Genomic DNA, 17,605 nt, shown 5'->3' on the forward strand with positions numbered 1-17,605 from the left:
TAAACCTTAACCGTCCAACCGTGTGCGGTTACACCTCAACACAGTGTCAATCGTATCTACGATAGTGATAAAGAAGAATATGTCCGAAATTTCAGTCTCGCATTTCGCCACTCCTGGACCAACCCACAGCAACTCGCGGCGTCCCATTGTCGCCATAACTGGTGCGGCGGGACAGCTGGGTACTGCGCTTCAGTGTGATCCTTTTGCCGCCGATGTTGAGGTGCGCGCTCTCACTCGGGCACAGTTGGATATCACTGATTCGGCTGCTGTGGAGGCAACGCCTCTGCTTGACGACGTCGACATCATCATTAACGCGGCAGCGGCGACCGATGTCGATGGCGCAGAATCCGATCCCGGTTCGGCGCACCTTATCAATGCACTTGGACCGAAGTACTTGGCGGCTCGGGCGAAAAAGGAAGACGCGTATCTCATTCACATCTCCACCGACTATGTCTTTGGTGATGTAGCAATCGATGAGATGACGGGGCAGCGTCGAGCGCTGCGAGTTGATGATTTCACCGCGCCTCGGACTATGTACGGACGTACCAAGTTAGTGGGGGAGAGTAATGTGCATGATTCGGGTGCGCGTTTCGCTATTTTGCGCACGGCGTGGGTCTGGTCGGGGCCCACACAGCCGGAGGCCAAGGACTTCGTTTCCACGATGATTCGTCTGGCAGAGACGGCGACTGACGACCAGGGCAACCCGGCAATTATTAAGGTCGTTGACGATCAGCACGGTAACCCCACCTTTGTTGGTGATCTCGCCGGGGCTATCTGGGAGTTGTCCGAACGTGTGTTGTCTGAACCGAGCAGCGCACCGACCGGCACCTTCCATGTCACGGGCAGCGGTGAGGCGACATGGTTCGAGGTGGCTCGCGAAGTGTTTCGGCTCACCGGTCACGATCCGCAGCGTGTGGTGGCTTGTACCAGCAGTGAGTTCCCACGTCCGGCCCCACGTCCGGCCTGGTCCGTGTTGGATGGTTCGGCATGGAGTGAGGTAGGTCTACATGCACTTCCGGAGTGGCAGGACACTTTGCGAGCAGTCCTGACCTAGGGTCTAGGTTTGTGATTGAAACCTCGAATTCCCCGCAACCCTCGCAGCTTCCGCTCGGTGTGGTCACCGTGACCTTTTCGCCCGGTGAGCACCTGAGCAAGCTGGTGGATTCGCTGGGCCCCGCCGCCAGTGCCTCCACGCGTCTGATTATGGCCGACAACGGCTCGACGGATGGTTCCGTGGAGAAGGAAGAAGCTCGGGCCAAGGAGACCGGAGCGGATGTTCAGCTTCTGCGCACCGGCGGCAACATTGGCTATGGCGCGGCCGCCAACCGTGGCATTGCGGAGCTGGGGCGGGCTCGCCGTGCTGGTGAAATCAATCCTGATTACGTCATGCTGGTCAACCCTGACGTGGTGTTTGCCCCTGGCGCAATCGATGTTCTGTTGGAATGCGCGCAGCGCAATCCCAAAGCTGGAGCGATTGGTCCGCTGATTCGCGAGGCGGATGGCAGCGTGTACCCGTCGGCACGCGCGGTTCCTAAACTTGTCAGCGGTATCGGACACGCGCTGCTTGCCGATATCTGGCCTACTAACCCTTTCTCACGTCACTACCGGGATGACACGGATATGGATCGTGAGCGATCGGCGGGATGGTTGTCGGGCGCATGCCTGCTGCTGCGGTGGGATGCGTTCGACCAGATTGATGGCTTTGATACCCGCTACTTCATGTACATGGAGGACGTGGATTTGGGTGACCGACTGGGCAAGGCCGGTTGGAGCAATGTTTTCTGTCCCCGTGCAGAGATACGTCACGCGCAGGGACATTCTGCCAGTAAGCACCCGGAAATTACCGTAAAGGCCCATCACGAGTCGGCATACCGTTTTATGTCAGATCGCCTGCCGGGGCCGGCGCTGGCACCTGTGCGACTGGCATTGCGTTTGGGGCTGTTCCTGCGTGGCAAAGTCATAATCGCGGTCAAAAAGCGTAGGAATTAATTAACTGTTGGAATGATCCATCGAAGAAAGTTACCGATTTCATGACTACCGAAGTTCGTCCGAGTGCTGGGCATGGCTCCGCCTTCCAGCCGGGAGCGGATGCTGCACAGCAGGCGGGAGCCACGTTGGCTGAACAGACTGACGCTGTCATTCTGGTTGGCGGGCAAGGTACGCGTTTGCGTCCCCTTACCGTGAATACGCCGAAGCCGATGCTGCCCACGGCAGGGCATCCATTCCTGGAGCATCTGCTTGGCCGCATTCGTGCAGCAGGTATGAAGCACGTGGTATTGGGCACCTCCTACCGAGCTGAAGTATTTGAAGAACACTTCGGCGACGGTTCGGATTTGGGTCTCGAAATTGAATACGTCTTTGAGGCTGAGCCGCTGGGTACCGGTGGCGGTATCCGAAACGTCCTAGACAAGCTGCGCTATGACACCGCAATGATTTTCAATGGCGATGTCCTCGGCGGTACCGACTTGCGCGCGGTGTTGGGCACCCACGCGGAGAAGGATGCGGACGTCACGATGCACCTCGTCCGTGTGCCGGATCCACGCGCGTTCGGCTGTGTTCCGACCGATGAGGATGGGCGCGTCCTGGAGTTCCTGGAGAAGACCCAGGATCCGCCGACCGATCAGATTAATGCCGGTATCTACGTGTTCCGCCGCGAGATTATCGAGTCGATTCCGGCTGGTCGCCCCATCAGCGTTGAGCGTGAAATCTTCCCAGCGCTGCTTGACCGCGGTATGAACGTCTACGGTCACGTTGATTACGCCTACTGGCGTGACATGGGGACTCCGGGTGACTTCGTCCGCGGCTCCTCCGATTTGGTCCGCGGTATCGCGCCGTCACCACTTCTAGAGGGTAAGCACGGCGAAGCGCTTGTCGACGAATCTGCGTCGGTCGGTGGCGGTGCTCTTCTCTACGGTGGCTCTGTTGTCGGCCGTGGGGCGGAGATTGGTGCGGGAGCTCGGATTGATCAATCGGTGATCTTCGACGGCGCACGCATCGGTGCCGGTGCTGTGATCGAGCGCTCTGTGATTGCCGATGGCGCCGATATCGGCCCGCGAACGGTCATCAGTGATGCCATTATCGGCGAGGGTGCCGTCGTTGGTGCTCGCTGTGAATTGATCAACGGTATCCGTGTGTGGCCGGGCGTCCAGATCCCCGATCACGGAGTACGTTTTTCGACGGATGTCTAGTCTGCAGCCTTCGGCGTGTCAGACTTTTGTCGGCAATATCTGATTAGAGTTGCCGAAGTGTCGTCAAAGTTGCTGGTGAGAGGCATGTGGCGAATGTGATTGAGTTCAGGTGGCAGGTTTAGGGTTCGGGCGCCATCCTTCAACCTGAACTTAATCCCCAACGCGGGGGGAGGGGCTTCAGGGGCAATGAAAAGTATTGGGGCAAATTCTCTATTCGGCTTGACCGATGGTGGGTTACACGTGTGTAATCACAAATGTGTGTTTCGCACACTAAGCCCAATTTAAAGACCCGCAGCAACAACCATCAGGAGGCCCTCGGCATGGAAAAGTCCAGCATGTTTGATGGCGGCTCTGCTGTGGATAGTGAGACGAATGCGGGTGACATCGCTGTGAATGATAGCTCCTCTGAAAACCAGCCTCGGCCGTTGACAGAGTGGGCAGATGACCTTTCGGGGTTGTTTGAAGCCGTCGATCAGGACTGGCAGGAGCAAGCTCTGTGTGCCCAGACCGATCCAGAAGCTTTCTTCCCTGAGAAGGGTGGATCCACTCGCGAAGCAAAGCGTATTTGTCGTGCTTGTGGTGTGCGAGATGAATGCCTGGAGTTTGCTCTCGAGCATGATGAGCGCTTCGGTATTTGGGGTGGCCTCTCTGAGCGTGAGCGCCGCCGTTTGAAGCGGCAGATTGGCTAGGGCAGCCGGGTCTGTATTTTATCCTTCGCTCGACCTCGCAGTTTCCCCTTGGGTAATACCCTGGGGGATTTTTCGGTGAACGAGTTTTTCCTGCTCTCTAGGGTTAATAGACGAAAATATGTCCGCTCAGCATGTCGCTGGGTGGGCCCTTTTGTCGCTTAGTTCTTAATGCGAGTTACTGACTGCGTTTATGACAAAAATCGCCCGAAAAATGGCCTGAAAGTGTCATAAACTTGCACAGTTTCACATTTGCAGCCCGTATTCACGCGTGCAGCCGGTAATTTATGGGGCCTGACCAGTTACTATCTTGAGAATCACACACTGTTTGTCTATTAACCCGGTCTCTAGGGAGCTCCTTAGAAGAAAGCTTTCTACAGGAAGTTCTCGTCGAAACTAGGGTCCACCTCAACCGGATCAATGCCCAGATATACCGCCACCAGGCGGATCAGTACATATTGCAGCATCTGGTCCAGTTCCACTCGGCCCGAGACACGGCGCTCAATGGGGCGGCGGAACACTACTACGCAGGGGCGGGTGGGGTTGCCTACGCGGTCAATGCCAGCAGGGATAAGTCGTCCCAGCGGAACAGGTCCATCAGCGACAATCTCTTCCGGGAAGTACATGTCCGGGCGCAACTGCATGCGAGGAATCGTGTCGATGGCGATGTCCAGGTGCGACAGTTGTCGGGACCAGCGCTGATCCAATGGGGCATAGGCGTCAATAACCGCCTGGTCAAAAGCTTCTGAACGGCTCTTCCAACGAGGTACTTCCGGCGGCAGCAGAGGTCCCCGAGGTCCGCGACCGCGTCGCAGTGAGCGTCGCAAAGAGCGCGGAGTATAAGCCGATGAATTCATATTTGTTGAGCATAATCGGTCGGCCTGTCAACGTGGGTGAGGTCAACTTTCGGCCATGTCGCGGGTTTGCTGGGTAAGGCTGGGGTGCCCCGGGGAGCGTCGGAAAGCGAAAAACGCCCGGAGTGGGAGAAAAACTATCGAAACTTAAAGTTAGGGTCTAGACTTTGATGCCGTGAGTGTTTTTAGACGTTGTTGCCGGCCCGGCTGTGGCAAACCTGCCGTAGCTACGTTGACGTATGCCTACGCGGAGTCGACGGCTGTGGTGGGGCCGCTCGCCGCCGCGTCCGAACCGCATAGCTGGGATCTCTGTGAGAAGCACGCGCGTTCCATCACCGCACCGCTGGGTTGGGAGCTCGTGCGTTACGACGTGCCGACGCCCGCCCAGGACGATGATGATTTGACCGCATTGGCGGAAGCCGTCCGTGAAGCTGGCCGCAACGCGACTGGCCTGGTGCTGCGGGATGAGGTCGACAACCGTCCTCAGACCTACAAGATTGATTCCAGCCGTCACCCGTCGACGCGGAAATCCGCGCGCGGTCACCTGCATGTAGTTCGCGATCCGGAGGATTCGGACGACTAACGGGGCGGGTGCCGTGCCCCAGCTCATGCCATCTTGCCGCGGCATTTCTTTGTGAGAGCCTCTCTGTGGCTAGTATCATTTTTCACAACACTGATACTTACCCAGAGAGGTTTTTCGTGGGCACTTACAATCGTTCCGATTTGGATGCCGTCATCAAGGCCTATGACGTGCGCGGTGTTGTCGGTGAGGGCATCGACGCGGACCTTGTCGGAGCCATCGGCGCCGCCTTTGGGCACATCATGCGTTCAGAGGGCGCAACGCGTGCCGTAGTTGGCCACGATATGCGTGAGTCCTCGCCGGAGTTGGCGGCTAGTTTCGCCGATGGCGCGGCAGCGCAGGGGCTCAATGTCACCCTGCTCGGCCTGACCTCTACGGACGAGCTGTATTTCGCCTCCGGAGTTAGGGAATGCCCGGGCGCGATGTTCACTGCCAGCCACAACCCAGCTGAATACAACGGCATCAAGATGTGCCGTTCGCTGGCCCGCCCAATCGGGCAGGAGACAGGGCTTGCTCAGATTAAGGATCTGCTTGTCGACGGAATTCCGGAGTACACCGGCACTCCGGGCGAAATTGATCGTGAGGATGTTCTGCAGGATTACGCGGCGTTCCTCCATGGGCTGGTCGACATTCGCTCCGGCCGTCGCCTGAAGGTTGCAGTCGATGCCGGTAACGGTATGGGGGGACTGACAGTTCCGGCAGTGCTCGGAGAAGACATGGATGTTGCTGACCTCTACTTTGAGCTCGACGGCAACTTCCCGAATCACGAGGCCAATCCGTTGGAGCCCGCCAACCTCGTTGACCTACAGAAGTTTACGGTGGAGCAGGGCGCAGACATCGGTATTGCCTTCGATGGCGACGCTGACCGCTGCTTCGTCGTCGACGAGAAGGGCAACCCGGTCAGCCCATCGGCCATCTGTGCGTTGGTGGCCACCCGCTACCTGGAGCAGAACCCGGGTGCGGCTATCATCCATAACCTGATCACATCGCACGTCGTGCCGGAGATGATTGTGGAAAACGGCGGAACTCCGGTTCGTACCCGTGTTGGGCACTCCTTTATTAAGGCGCAAATGGCCGAGCACAGTGCTGTTTTTGGTGGCGAGCATTCAGCGCACTACTACTTCAAGGAATTCTTCAACGCAGACTCCGGCATGCTGGCTGCCATGCATGTCCTGGCCGCACTGGCCGAGCAGGATAAGCCGCTGAGTGAATTCATGGCCGAGTACAACCGCTACGAGGCCTCCGGTGAGATTAATTCCCGCCTGGGCAGCGCCGAGGAGCAGCAGGCCAAGCAGAAGGAAATCGAGGCCGCGTTTGCCGATCGCACGGAGTCCTCGGACTGGATGGATGGCCTGACCATTGAGCTGGCGGACTCCAAGGCGTGGTTCAACGTCCGGGCCTCCAATACGGAGCCGCTGCTGCGTCTGAACGTCGAGGCTCCGACGCGTGCTGAGGTCGACGCTCTTGTCGACGAAGTTCTCGGCATCATCCGCGGTTAATCAACCCCACGCGCGCGTTTTAAGGCATGCTTGGGAGTATGACCTCGTCATTTAACTCCTCCCATAACCCGCGCCAAGAGGCCCTGTTCTATCGTATGGCCACTGCCGGTGCAGGTCTCAGAGCTGCTGCTTCCGCGACTCGCGGGGGTGCGTTTGCTCAACTTCCGCTGCCGCGCAGTGCGGTCATCCTTGTGGGAAATCGTCGGGCGCAGCTCGCCGCCGAATCAGTGCGCGCGCTTGCCGACGACATCCGCTGCCCGGTGGTAATTGCGCATCAGTTGCCCAGTTATGTCGGTGCCCTCGACTTGGTCATCGTCTGTGACGACAACCCCGGCAGCCCACTGAGGGCAGCTCTGGCTGAAGCTGATAGGCGAGGTGCTGCCACGGTCGTGGTGGATCCCGGTGAAGGGCCACTGCGTGCCGCCGGTAGCCCCGATACGGTTGTGGTTCCGCGCCCGGCGATGGCGGAGTCCGCGTCCTTTACCGCCTATGTCGGTGCCATCGCCAGCGCGCTCACCGAATGTGGTGCCACCACCCTGGCTCCGGCCGGGGTAGTGGAGGAAGTCGCTGATGCGGTGGACGCCGATATTGCCGCCTGTGCTCCGCCGCGAGATGAAACAGTTAATCCCGCGCGGCAGGTAGCGCAGTGGGTGGCAGGCCGCAGAATGCTTGCAGTGTCGACGACCTCGGCGCTGGCACCGGTAGCGGAACTGGCATCGTTACAGATGCTTGAGGCAGGCGTGGTCTCGGCAGCGTCGTCGATAAGCGAATTGTCTCTTAGCGTGGGCGCGTTGCTCGCTGCAGAACCCCAGGAAAGCCGCGATATTTTCTATGACCCGTTTATTGATGGTGGGGATGAAGGGGCGACAGTGCTACCGTTGGGGGCGATTGTTTTAGCTGCGCCGAACAATGTGGGCCACTACCGGGACCACTACGGCGAGGTTGGATGGGCTCGTGTGGAGTGCCCTGCGCTCGACGCGGAGACTCATCATCCATTGGTTGAAGTATGTGTTGCTGCAGCCAGAGTTGGTGCGATTGCGGCGTTTTCTGCGTAATCGCCGGGTGTCACCGAAGGCTTTTGGGCCTTCGGTGAGATTGGCGTGCTCGCGCCAGAAGTGACTATTAGAGGAGTGATACGGGCATGGAGCTGTTGGACCCCGTGCTGCAGTCGTACCCCTGGGGGTCTCGTACACATTTGGCGAGAATCACCGGTGCGGACGCTCCCACATCGAAGCCCTGGGCGGAACTGTGGTTTGGTGCGCATGCACTGGCATCGGCCACGGTCGCCGGCACGCCGCTGGATGAGCTCATTGCGCAGGATCCGGCAGCTGCGCTCGGATATGCAATTGACACCGACAACGGCAGGCTGCCGTTCCTGTTGAAGCTGCTCGCAGCTGATGAGCCGCTATCGCTGCAGGCACACCCCACCTTGGCAGAAGCTCAGGAGGGATTTGCACGCGAAAATGCGGAGGGCATTCCGGCCACTGCACATTTCCGAAATTACCGGGACAACAACCACAAGCCAGAACTTATTGTCGCCCTGACGACCTTCGACGCGTTGGCCGGATTCCGCCCGGTGGAGCGCACGAAGGAGTTACTCGCGACGCTGGCGGTACCGGAGCTCGACCACTACATGGGACTGCTCGATGCCGCTGATGACGAGAGTGCTCTGCGGGCATTGTTTACAACGTGGTTGACATTGCCCCAGGATGTCCTCGATGAGCTGGTCGAGGCCGTGGCTGCCAAGTGCGCGGATTACAGTGGCGATGACGAGGAGTTCTCGCGAGTGGCCGAGACCACTTGCGAACTGGCTCGAAAGTATCCGGGGGACCCGGGAGTCCTGGGGTCGATGCTGCTTAATCGCCTTCGCTTACAGCCGGGCGAAGCCATCTACCTTGGTGCTGGACAGCTGCATGCTTACCTCAATGGCATGGGCGTGGAAATCATGGCCAACTCCGACAACGTGCTGCGCGGAGGGCTGACCTCTAAGCACGTCGATGTCGTGGAGCTACTGCGCGTGCTCTCTTTCCGACCGCTGCCAGATCCAGTGCTGCAGTCGCGGCTGACCGATGATGGCTGGAATGACTATGACGCGCCGGTGCGCGAGTTCCGCCTTCGTTCGCGGGACCTGGAGCCGGGCGAACATGTTCTGCTCGACGAAGAATCCGCCACGGTTGTGTTGTCTACAGCGGGCACGGTGACGTTGCGTCACGACGACTCCGTGGTTGAGGTTCCCAGCGGCCATGCGGCCTGGGTTCCGGCTGTCGACGCAGTCGATATTGAGCTGACTGCGCGCCAAGACGGGGCAACCGTCTTTGTCGCGACAGTCCCGCGGGTGGGTTAGTCCTCGTCGTTATCGAAGAGATTTCCCAGGAATCCGGAGTCCTTGGGCTTTTCCGGGATTGGGGGAATCTTGCTATTGCTAGCCCCATTGCCGCTATTGGTGTCCTTTTCCTGCGAAGAGGTCTGGCTCTTCGGAGGTGTCGGCTCCTTCGGGGACGTCGGCTCCTTCGAAGGAGTTTTCTGAGGAGTCTCGGACGGAGTTGTGGTTTGCGTACCCGACTGGGACTGCGCCTGCGATGAAGGCGGCTTCGGCTCCGCTGCTGCACCACCGTCGCCTTCCGGAAGACTGTCGTTCGGCTTTTCCGAGTTATCTTCCGGTAGCAGTGGCACCGGCTTGCTGGGCGTCGGCGAAGATATGTCGTCAGAGGTGGGTTCTGTGGTCTCCGTGGTCGTCGGAGGTGTCGATGTCGTCGACGTCGGAGTTGTCGCACTTGAGCTTGTGGAAGTCGGGGGGATGTACGCCTGCGGTGGCAGGTACGGATCCTCAACGATCTCGGTGCTCGATGACGTGGTCGGACGAGGTACTAGACTGTCGTTCGTCTCAGTCAGCGAGGAATCTGAATTCGGTTCAGTGGTCTGCTGCAGCTCGGCATCACTAGGAACTGGAGGCAGTGGAGCAGAGGTCTCCATTTCCGACTGAGATCCGGCGTTTTCCGGATTCGCCCCCTTGGCGGCACTGCTATCGGAGCAGCCTACGAGCGTAGCGCTCAGGGGAAGGGCTGCGAGCAGAAGAGCTCCAAAAGCCTTCTTCACCATGGTAGGTACTCCTTTCGTGTCATGCGTGGGGTCGCCCTGTAACGAAAAAGATAACAGTTGCATTACGAGGTCTGGGAACTAACTTAACATGCCCGTTATCGTCTCTCTAGGGTGAAAATTGTGTTGAGGGGATTAAATATGTCTCTCGAACTGTAAAAGTGACGAAAAGTCGGGTAGAACTTCGGTAAGGCCACATGCGGTTTTCCGGCTAGCGGTACGTGCAGGCGACAGCCCTTAGGTCGGCGGCCAGATTACCGTGGGCTCGTCGAAAAGCGCTCTTTGGAAAGCGCTCGTCGATAGACGAAACTGGCTATTGGTTCGAAGCGCGAAAGGAGCGTGGCCACCTATCATGTCCATCTGGGATACTGAGATTTTTGGTAGCGATTCGGTCATTGAACTCTTCGATGAGGTTCAGGATCTCGACTCACAGGATCGTGTTGGTGCATTGATTGATGCTGGCCGCATTGGAGTGGATTCCGAAAATAGCGATGAGAAAGCATGCGCACTCGCGGCGGCTGTGATTATTGCAATTTGGAATGGTGCGCCATTTAGCGGCGGTGACATTGTGGAGGACTACAGCTTCATCCGGGAGGGAATCTCGGAGGCGCACGGCAGCGAGGAAGATGCGTTGGCTATCGCATCCGAGGTGTTCGATAGTCTTCTGGGGGAACTCAGTGAGTCTGACCAGGCGGCGCTGGAAAACTGCGTCGAAGCGGTAGAGTAACTCTCGCGTCCCCAGTAGTAATTCTTTAAGAAGAATCTCACGTCAAAGAATCTAGAGAAAGCGTTACATGTCCTCGAAGAACATTGATTTCAAGGTTGCAGACCTCTCCCTGGCTGAGGCCGGTCGTCACCAGATTCGTCTGGCTGAGCACGAGATGCCAGGTCTAATGGCGCTGCGCGAAGAGTACGCAGAGCAGCAGCCACTGGCCGGTGCCCGTATTTCCGGCTCCATTCACATGACGGTTCAAACCGCAGTGCTCATCGAGACGTTGACGGCGCTGGGCGCACAGGTCCGTTGGGCCTCGTGCAACATCTTCTCCACACAGGATGAGGCCGCTGCGGCAGTCGTCGTTGGGCGAAACGGCACTCCGGAGGACCCGCAGGGTGTTCCGGTTTTCGCTTGGAAGGGCGAGACACTGGAAGAGTACTGGTGGTGCCTCGACCGCATCTTCGACTGGGGCGATGAAGATGCCAACATGATTCTGGACGACGGCGGCGACGCCACCATGGCTGTCATTAAGGGCATGGAATTCGAGGATGCTGGCCTGGTGCCGCCTGCAGAAGAGTCGGATTCGGATGAGTTTATTGCCTTCAAGGACATGCTTCGCGCCAGCCTGGAGAAGGATGCCGGCCGTTGGCACCGAATTGCAGAGTCGGTCAAGGGTGTCACAGAGGAGACCACCACTGGTGTCCACCGCCTCTACCACTTCGCAGAGCAGGGAGTGCTGCCATTCCCGGCCATGAACGTCAACGATGCGGTCACCAAGTCCAAGTTCGATAACAAGTACGGCACCCGTCACAGCCTTCTGGACGGCATCAACCGCGGTACCGACATGCTGGTTGGCGGCAAGAACGTACTGGTCTGTGGCTACGGTGACGTGGGTAAGGGATGCGCAGAGGCACTGGCTGGCCAGGGCGCTCGCGTTCAGGTCACCGAGGCCGACCCGATTAACGCATTGCAGGCATTGATGGACGGTTTCGACGTTGTCGCTACTGAGAGCGTCATCGCAGATGTCGACATTGTCATCACCGCCACAGGCAACAAGGACGTCATTACTTTCGAGCACATGCAGCAGATGAAGAACCACGCGCTGCTGGGCAACATCGGGCACTTCGACAACGAGATTGACATGCATAGCCTGCACCATCGCGATGATGTCCGTCGTGTGGAGATCAAGCCGCAGGTCACCGAGTACATCTTTCCGCATGCAGACGGCGAAGAGCGCTCTCTGATCGTGCTTTCCGAGGGGCGTTTGCTCAACCTGGGCAATGCCACCGGACATCCGTCCTTCGTAATGTCGAACTCCTTCGCCGACCAGACGATCGCGCAGATTGAGCTCTACTGCAACGGTGATAAGTACGACAACTCTGTCCATCGTCTGCCGAAGATTCTGGATGAGAAGGTCGCTCGCATTCACGTCGAGGCACTTGGCGGCGAGCTCACCCGGCTGTCCAAGGAACAGGCCGAATACATCGGCGTTGATGTCGAGGGCCCGTATAAGCCAGAGCACTACCGCTACTAGTTCTAAGCAAGGCTAGGCCGTAGCCATGTGTGCGAGGAGAAAAATTTGATTATCGCAGTCGAAGGAATCGACGGTGCTGGCAAGAACACGCTTGTCACAGCTGTTACCAATCAACTCCGAAGTCAAGGGCACTCCGTTTCATCGATGACCTTTCCGGCGTACCGGCAGACAATCTTCGCTGATTTCGCCGATCAAGCCTTGCACGGTCAGCTCGGCGACACTGCGGACTCCGCCTGGGCAATGGCACTCCTGTTCGCTCTGGACCGCAAAGAACGTCGTCAAGCGATTGTTGATGCAGCGCGCGAGAACGATGTTCTGATTATCGACCGCTACGTCGCGTCCAACGCGGCCTACTCCCTGGCTCGCACACAGGATTCGGCGATCGTTGAGTGGATTGAGAAGACCGAATTCGGAGATTTCCAGCTTCCGCTTCCCGACGTTCAGGTCTGTCTGGCCACGTCGGTGGGAGTGGCAGCCGACCGCGCACGCAATCGGGAAGCCGCTGATGTGCAGCGAACTAGGGATACCTACGAAAAGGACTCGGGTTTGCAGGAGCGCACGCTGGCGGCGTACCAGAAGTTCGCGGGGGGCTCGTGGCAGTCACCATGGTTGATGCTTACGGGGGATGATGGGGCGGACCGTCTTGTGGAATGGATCAGTGCACGCCTGCGCTAGCCACCTCAACCGGAAACTACAGAACTAGATAGCTTTACGTTTAGAATATGACGCATGAGCTCAAAAATCCTGGTTGTTGATGATGATCCGGCCATCGCCGAAATGCTCACGATGGTGATGGAGCGCGAGGGCTTCGACACAGTAGTAGTCGACGATGGCCTCGAAGCTGTCAAGGCAGCAGAGCGGGAGAACCCAGATTTGATTCTGCTGGATCTCATGTTGCCGGGCATGAGTGGTGTCGATGTCTGTCGCACTGTGCGAGAGACATCGGCGGTGCCGATCATCATGTTGACTGCGAAGACCGACACGGTCGATGTGGTCCTCGGCCTGGAATCCGGTGCGGATGACTATGTCACGAAGCCCTTTAAACCGAAGGAACTCGTGGCGCGTGTGCGCGCTCGGCTGCGTCGTCAGGAGGACAGCCCGAGCGAGACCCTCGAGGTCGGCGACTTGACCATCGACGTGCCCGGTCACGCAGTGTTTCGCGATGGCAAGGAGATTTCTCTGACCCCGTTGGAGTTTGACCTATTGCACACTCTTGCATCCCGTCCGAAGCAGGTCTTTTCCCGTGATGAGTTGTTGGAAAAGGTCTGGGGATATCAGCACACCTCGGATACTCGACTCGTCAACGTTCACGTTCAGCGTCTGCGCTCGAAGATTGAATTGGATCCGGAAAACCCCCAGATTGTGCTGACCGTCCGCGGTGTCGGGTACAAGACGGGTGACTAATCAAGGTCAGTCAGCTTTAGTGGGAGCCGATTCTTGCGTCGATTAATAACGAAGCTTCGAGACTTCACCAACAGGGGAGTGACCTGGGCGGTTACGCTCTGGCGCACGTCTATCCAAGCGCGCATTCTGACCTCTGTGGTGGTACTGAGCGCGATGGTGATTGCGGTACTCGGTTTCGCGCTGGCGACTATTGTTACCCAGCGGCTTATCGACGCAAAGGTTACCGCTGCCGACGAGGAAATTGACCGTGCTCGCGCGGTGGTGGAGCAGGCGATTGAGAACTCTTCGTCCAACGAGCTGCAAGCTCTTCTCAACGTGGGGCGCGATGCCCTTGTGAACCGTGCAGCCGGTTCCGGTGCTGCGCCACTGACAAGTTATGAACCGCTGCTCGTGGCGCCGGTGCCACGAGGCACGGTGTTGGCTTCATCGCCGATTAAGGCCGATGTTCCAGAACGATTGCATGAAGTAGTCCGACAAGGGCAAATTGCGTATCAGGTACGCCAAGTCACTGATAACCGCGGCGATACGTACTCGGCGTTAATTATCGGTAGCCCTACTTCTACCTCGGTTGATGGGCTCGAGCTCTATCTGGTCACCTCTATGGCTGCAGAGGAATCGACTATTAAGTTGGTTCGTGGTCTCCTCGCCGGTGCGACAGTAGTCATCATGGCGCTTCTCGGCGGTATTACTTGGTTCTTCTCCAATCAGGTGACGACACCAGTGCGTTCCGCCGCCCAGATTGCCCAGCGCTTTGCCGACGGCCACTTGCGCGAACGCATGGTCGTGCAGGGTGAAGATGACATGGCGCGACTGGCCATGAGCTTTAACAAGATGGCCGAATCGCTGTCGACGCAGATTAGACAGCTGGAGGAATACGGCAGTCTGCAGCGACAGTTCACCTCCGATGTCTCGCATGAGTTGAGGACGCCTCTGACCACGGTGCGTATGGCCGCCGACCTTATTGCTGACGGCGCTGAGGACCTCGATCCGGCGACTCGCCGCGCAGCTGAGCTGATGAATGAGGAGCTTGAGCGTTTTGAGATGCTTCTCAATGACCTGCTTGAGATCTCACGCCACGATGCCGGCGTTGCTGATCTGTCCGCAGAAAAGGTCGATGTCCGTCGCTGCGTGGATGCTGCCTATCAGCAGGTAACGGTCGTGGCTAAGGAGACCGGTACACCCATCCGCTTCCACCTGCCCGATGAACCGGTAATGGCAACAGTCGACTCGCGTCGTATCGAGCGCGTGCTACGCAACCTTATGGCCAACGCTGTTGACCACAGTGAGGGCAATCCGGTGGATGTCACAGTGCGGGCGAGCAATTCCGCGGTCTCGTTTACGGTCGTTGACCACGGTGTGGGGCTAAAGCCGGAACAGCAAGAGCTGGTGTTTAACCGGTTCTGGCGCGCTGACCCCTCGCGTGTCCGACGCACCGGCGGGACCGGACTTGGCTTGGCGATCGCGCGTGAGGACGCACAATTGCATGGTGGGGAACTGGAGGCATTTGGCGTGCCGACGGTCGGTAGCTGTTTCCGCCTGACTGTGCCACTGGAGCCTGATGCGAGCTTCGGTGAGCATCCGCTCGGCCTGGAAGTTCCGCCGCTGCCCGATCAGATTCCGCATCAGCAGGAAATTGGTGCACGGGAGTTGGAATCGGATTCGATTGCACCGCAAGTCAAGAGCCAGGATCAGGGTAAGGGGCAGCCGACTAGCGATAGCGAATCCCGACAGGCACGAGAGGAGGATATTTAAATGACGGCGCAGCAACAGTCAAAGGCTCGTCGCGTCCTGCGTAAGACAGTGGCGCTTAGCTCAGTGATCATTTTGGGCACGGCCGCAGGATGTACCACCATTCCGAGAAACACCAGCCCCCAGGTGCTGCGTCCGTTTGAGCCGCCCCAAGTTCGTATTGAAGTTCCTCAGCCACGACCGAATGTCAATGCAGACATTGTCCTGCGCGACTTTTTCGCCGCGGCCGCGCATCCGGTTGATGATTTTCAAGCTATGCGTGCCTTCATGACCCCGGAACTTGCGGCCAGTTGGAAACCGCAGGATAGTGCCCGCATTCTCGACGGTGTCAACCTCATCGCCCAGAGGGATGAAGGAGGATCGCGACAGTCCTTCGTTGCCCGAGGTCGCAGCGTTGGTCAATTCGGTACTGATGGTGCGTATGAGCCCCAGTCCGGTGACTATGAGGAAACCGTGGAGATGAAGCTTGGTTCGGATGGGCAGTGGCGCATTTCCTCGCTGCCCGACGGTGTTGTCATGGAGCGTCAGGCATTCCTGGAAAACAATGTGCCTCGCAATATCTATTTCCTCGATCCGGCGGGTAATCATTTGGTCACAGATCGTCGTTGGCTCTATCGTGGCGTCACCGATGGCGCGACCAATCTGTTGACGAAGCTGAAGAACGGCCCATCAGCACCACTGCGGCCGGGCGTCACCACCGTGCTCAAGCCCAATGCCTCAATTGCGGTGGAAGCAGGACCTGTGTCCAACGCGGACGGTCGCAGGGTCGAAATCACCGGATTGGGTGATGTTTCCGAGGAACTGCGTGTCATGCTCGCGGCGCAGATTATCTGGACTCTCGACTCGGCAGATTTCCGTGGTCCGTGGATCCTCATGGCCGACGGCGAACCACTAGTTGCCAGCCACGACGAGCCGTGGACGAAGGACACCGACACAATCCAGCTCTACGACCCGAATCATCTACCGGCTGATAACGCACCGTTACGGACGGTCGACCGCAGCGGTATCTACGAGATCGCTGACGGCCACGCCACACCTGTGGGACGCGGCTGGACCGCCAGCGGCAGCACCGCGGTGTTCTCCGCGGCAGTGGGCACCAACCCCAATGGCAGCGAGCTCATTGCCGCCGTGTTCCGCTCGGCCGTGGATGGTCGTGCTGGGTCGTATGACCTCGGGGAGTCCACATTGATGCTCGGCGGAATACAAGATCAGCCGGTTCCTGTGCTGACTGGCGAGAGTCTCACCCGTCCGACATGGTCTCCAGACGCCGAGGCGGTCTGGACAGTGAAGGACGGTACAACCGTCGTACGCCTGGTTCGGCAGTCGACGTCATCTCGGATTCAGCAGGAGGAGGTTGATACCTCTGAGCTCAATCACCTTCTTGACGGCGGCGCAGGCACGGGGCGCCCGAGCGCCGGTATTTCTGAATTCCGCGTCGATTCTTCAGGCACGCAGGTAGCGATGATTATCGCTGGTGAAGTCTATATCGCCACCATCGAAAGGCATGACGATAAACCGTGGAAGTTGACGCACCCGCGTGCTCTGCCGCTCCCTGAAAACGTTTCCCCGGTGTCGCTGACGTGGTCGCCGAATCAAACGGTCACGGTGGGCGGTTACAGCGGGGACACCCCGATGTGGAGCGCCTTCCCGGACGGTGCGACCAGCTCTGTTCTGCCGAAGCTCAACCTGACACCGCCAATTCCTGTGGTTACCGCGACCTCGTCGAAGCGTTACGCATTAGATGCCACCGGTGTTATGGAGCTGATCTCCAGCGAGGGGCAGCAGCAGTTCTGGCGCCAGGTTCCGGGTGCGCGTGGTCGAATGGCTCCGGTGTCTGTGGAATAAGCGCAAATCGGGGAGGGGATTAATGGCGCAGGGGAGGTCATCGCAGGAATTTCTGCGCGTGCTTTACGACGTTACCCGCGATGCAATCGGCCTCGTGATACCGGAAACCTGTCCGGTGTGCGGCTGCTCCGGGACGCTGTGTCGCGATTGCAAGGACGATCTTCAGCAACCTCCAGTGCGGTTTTCACCGCGGGCTGCGTTACGCGCAGCAGCGTGGACCTGCGGTCCGTACTCGGGTGCGAGGAGACATCTCATTTTGTCGGCCAAAGAACGGGGCAGTGGTGAAGCCAGACGAATCATGGGGGCCGTGTTCGCCGCTGCGGTACGAAGGCTAGCCTCTGATGGCCATATAATGCCCCCGGAAATTACCCCCGTCATTTTGATTCCCGCGCCGACAAGATCGTCATCCCGTCGACAACGGGGTGGGGACCCGGTAACAATTGCCTGCGACTTTG

16 protein-coding genes are annotated in these 17,605 nt (G+C 58.5%); 14 read left to right on the plus strand and 2 right to left on the minus strand.

The window, feature by feature from the left end:
* Nucleotides 1–79: 79 nt before the first annotated feature.
* From rfbD to CRD18_RS10125, 4 genes are all read left to right on the plus strand, one after another.
* Nucleotides 80–1,054 carry a dTDP-4-dehydrorhamnose reductase gene (rfbD, locus tag CRD18_RS10110; protein ID WP_016422193.1) on the plus strand — a complete coding sequence of 325 codons (975 nt, stop codon included), beginning with the start codon at nucleotides 80–82 and terminating at the stop codon, nucleotides 1,052–1,054.
* 11 nt (nucleotides 1,055–1,065) lie between these two features.
* Complete coding sequence (locus CRD18_RS10115) at nucleotides 1,066–1,989, plus strand: glycosyltransferase family 2 protein (protein ID WP_069359449.1); 924 nt, start codon at nucleotides 1,066–1,068, stop codon at nucleotides 1,987–1,989.
* A 41-nt stretch (nucleotides 1,990–2,030) separates the two neighbouring features.
* Complete coding sequence (locus CRD18_RS10120; protein WP_048731655.1) at nucleotides 2,031–3,188, plus strand: sugar phosphate nucleotidyltransferase; 1,158 nt, start codon at nucleotides 2,031–2,033, stop codon at nucleotides 3,186–3,188.
* A gap of 320 nt (nucleotides 3,189–3,508) precedes the next feature.
* Nucleotides 3,509–3,877 carry a WhiB family transcriptional regulator gene (locus tag CRD18_RS10125; RefSeq protein WP_005510060.1) on the plus strand — a complete coding sequence of 123 codons (369 nt, stop codon included), beginning with the start codon at nucleotides 3,509–3,511 and terminating at the stop codon, nucleotides 3,875–3,877.
* Between the two features lie 371 nt (nucleotides 3,878–4,248).
* On the opposite strand, the gene CRD18_RS10130 is transcribed toward CRD18_RS10125, so the two are convergent.
* Nucleotides 4,249–4,731, minus strand: a complete 483-nt coding sequence (locus CRD18_RS10130) for a metallopeptidase family protein (protein ID WP_070439494.1) — start codon at nucleotides 4,729–4,731, stop codon at nucleotides 4,249–4,251.
* A gap of 172 nt (nucleotides 4,732–4,903) precedes the next feature.
* Here CRD18_RS10130 and CRD18_RS10135 point away from each other — a divergent pair, with 172 nt between their 5' ends.
* The 4 genes from CRD18_RS10135 (at nucleotide 4,904) to manA (ending at nucleotide 9,151) form a co-directional block, all read left to right on the plus strand.
* Nucleotides 4,904–5,311 (plus strand): DUF3499 domain-containing protein, encoded by a 408-nt coding sequence (locus tag CRD18_RS10135; protein WP_005509890.1) that lies wholly within the window; start codon nucleotides 4,904–4,906, stop codon nucleotides 5,309–5,311.
* Between the two features lie 116 nt (nucleotides 5,312–5,427).
* Nucleotides 5,428–6,807 (plus strand): phosphomannomutase/phosphoglucomutase, encoded by a 1,380-nt coding sequence (locus CRD18_RS10140; RefSeq protein ID WP_082149737.1) that lies wholly within the window; start codon nucleotides 5,428–5,430, stop codon nucleotides 6,805–6,807.
* 38 nt (nucleotides 6,808–6,845) lie between these two features.
* Entirely contained in the window at nucleotides 6,846–7,862 is a 1,017-nt protein-coding gene (locus CRD18_RS10145) for a hypothetical protein (RefSeq protein WP_070429798.1), read from the plus strand.
* Between the two features lie 86 nt (nucleotides 7,863–7,948).
* Complete coding sequence (manA, locus tag CRD18_RS10150) at nucleotides 7,949–9,151, plus strand: mannose-6-phosphate isomerase, class I (protein WP_070429797.1); 1,203 nt, start codon at nucleotides 7,949–7,951, stop codon at nucleotides 9,149–9,151.
* On the opposite strand, the gene CRD18_RS10155 is transcribed toward manA, so the two are convergent.
* Entirely contained in the window at nucleotides 9,148–9,906 is a 759-nt protein-coding gene (locus CRD18_RS10155; protein ID WP_070429796.1) for a hypothetical protein, read from the minus strand. The genes manA and CRD18_RS10155 overlap by 4 nt on opposite strands.
* A 349-nt stretch (nucleotides 9,907–10,255) precedes the next feature.
* On the opposite strand from CRD18_RS10155, the gene CRD18_RS10160 reads away from it, so the two are divergent.
* The 6 genes from CRD18_RS10160 (at nucleotide 10,256) to CRD18_RS10185 (ending at nucleotide 17,150) form a co-directional block, all read left to right on the plus strand.
* A complete protein-coding gene (locus tag CRD18_RS10160) occupies nucleotides 10,256–10,630 on the plus strand; it encodes a DUF4259 domain-containing protein (protein ID WP_038627901.1) in 375 nt (124 codons plus the stop codon).
* 67 nt (nucleotides 10,631–10,697) lie between these two features.
* Complete coding sequence (ahcY, locus tag CRD18_RS10165; protein ID WP_069359453.1) at nucleotides 10,698–12,152, plus strand: adenosylhomocysteinase; 1,455 nt, start codon at nucleotides 10,698–10,700, stop codon at nucleotides 12,150–12,152.
* 45 nt (nucleotides 12,153–12,197) lie between these two features.
* Complete coding sequence (locus CRD18_RS10170) at nucleotides 12,198–12,827, plus strand: dTMP kinase (RefSeq protein WP_069359479.1); 630 nt, start codon at nucleotides 12,198–12,200, stop codon at nucleotides 12,825–12,827.
* A 54-nt stretch (nucleotides 12,828–12,881) separates the two neighbouring features.
* Nucleotides 12,882–13,556, plus strand: a complete 675-nt coding sequence (gene mtrA, locus CRD18_RS10175) for an MtrAB system response regulator MtrA (RefSeq protein ID WP_016422206.1) — start codon at nucleotides 12,882–12,884, stop codon at nucleotides 13,554–13,556.
* 78 nt (nucleotides 13,557–13,634) lie between these two features.
* A complete protein-coding gene (mtrB, locus tag CRD18_RS10180; RefSeq protein ID WP_070429795.1) occupies nucleotides 13,635–15,308 on the plus strand; it encodes an MtrAB system histidine kinase MtrB in 1,674 nt (557 codons plus the stop codon).
* Nucleotides 15,309–17,150, plus strand: a complete 1,842-nt coding sequence (locus CRD18_RS10185) for an LpqB family beta-propeller domain-containing protein (protein ID WP_049193303.1) — start codon at nucleotides 15,309–15,311, stop codon at nucleotides 17,148–17,150.
* Nucleotides 17,151–17,605: the final 455 nt, after the last annotated feature.

It is taken from the genome of Corynebacterium sp. LK31, assembly GCF_014335015.1.
In the GTDB taxonomy this organism is placed as follows: Bacteria; Actinomycetota; Actinomycetes; order Mycobacteriales; family Mycobacteriaceae; genus Corynebacterium; species Corynebacterium jeikeium_D.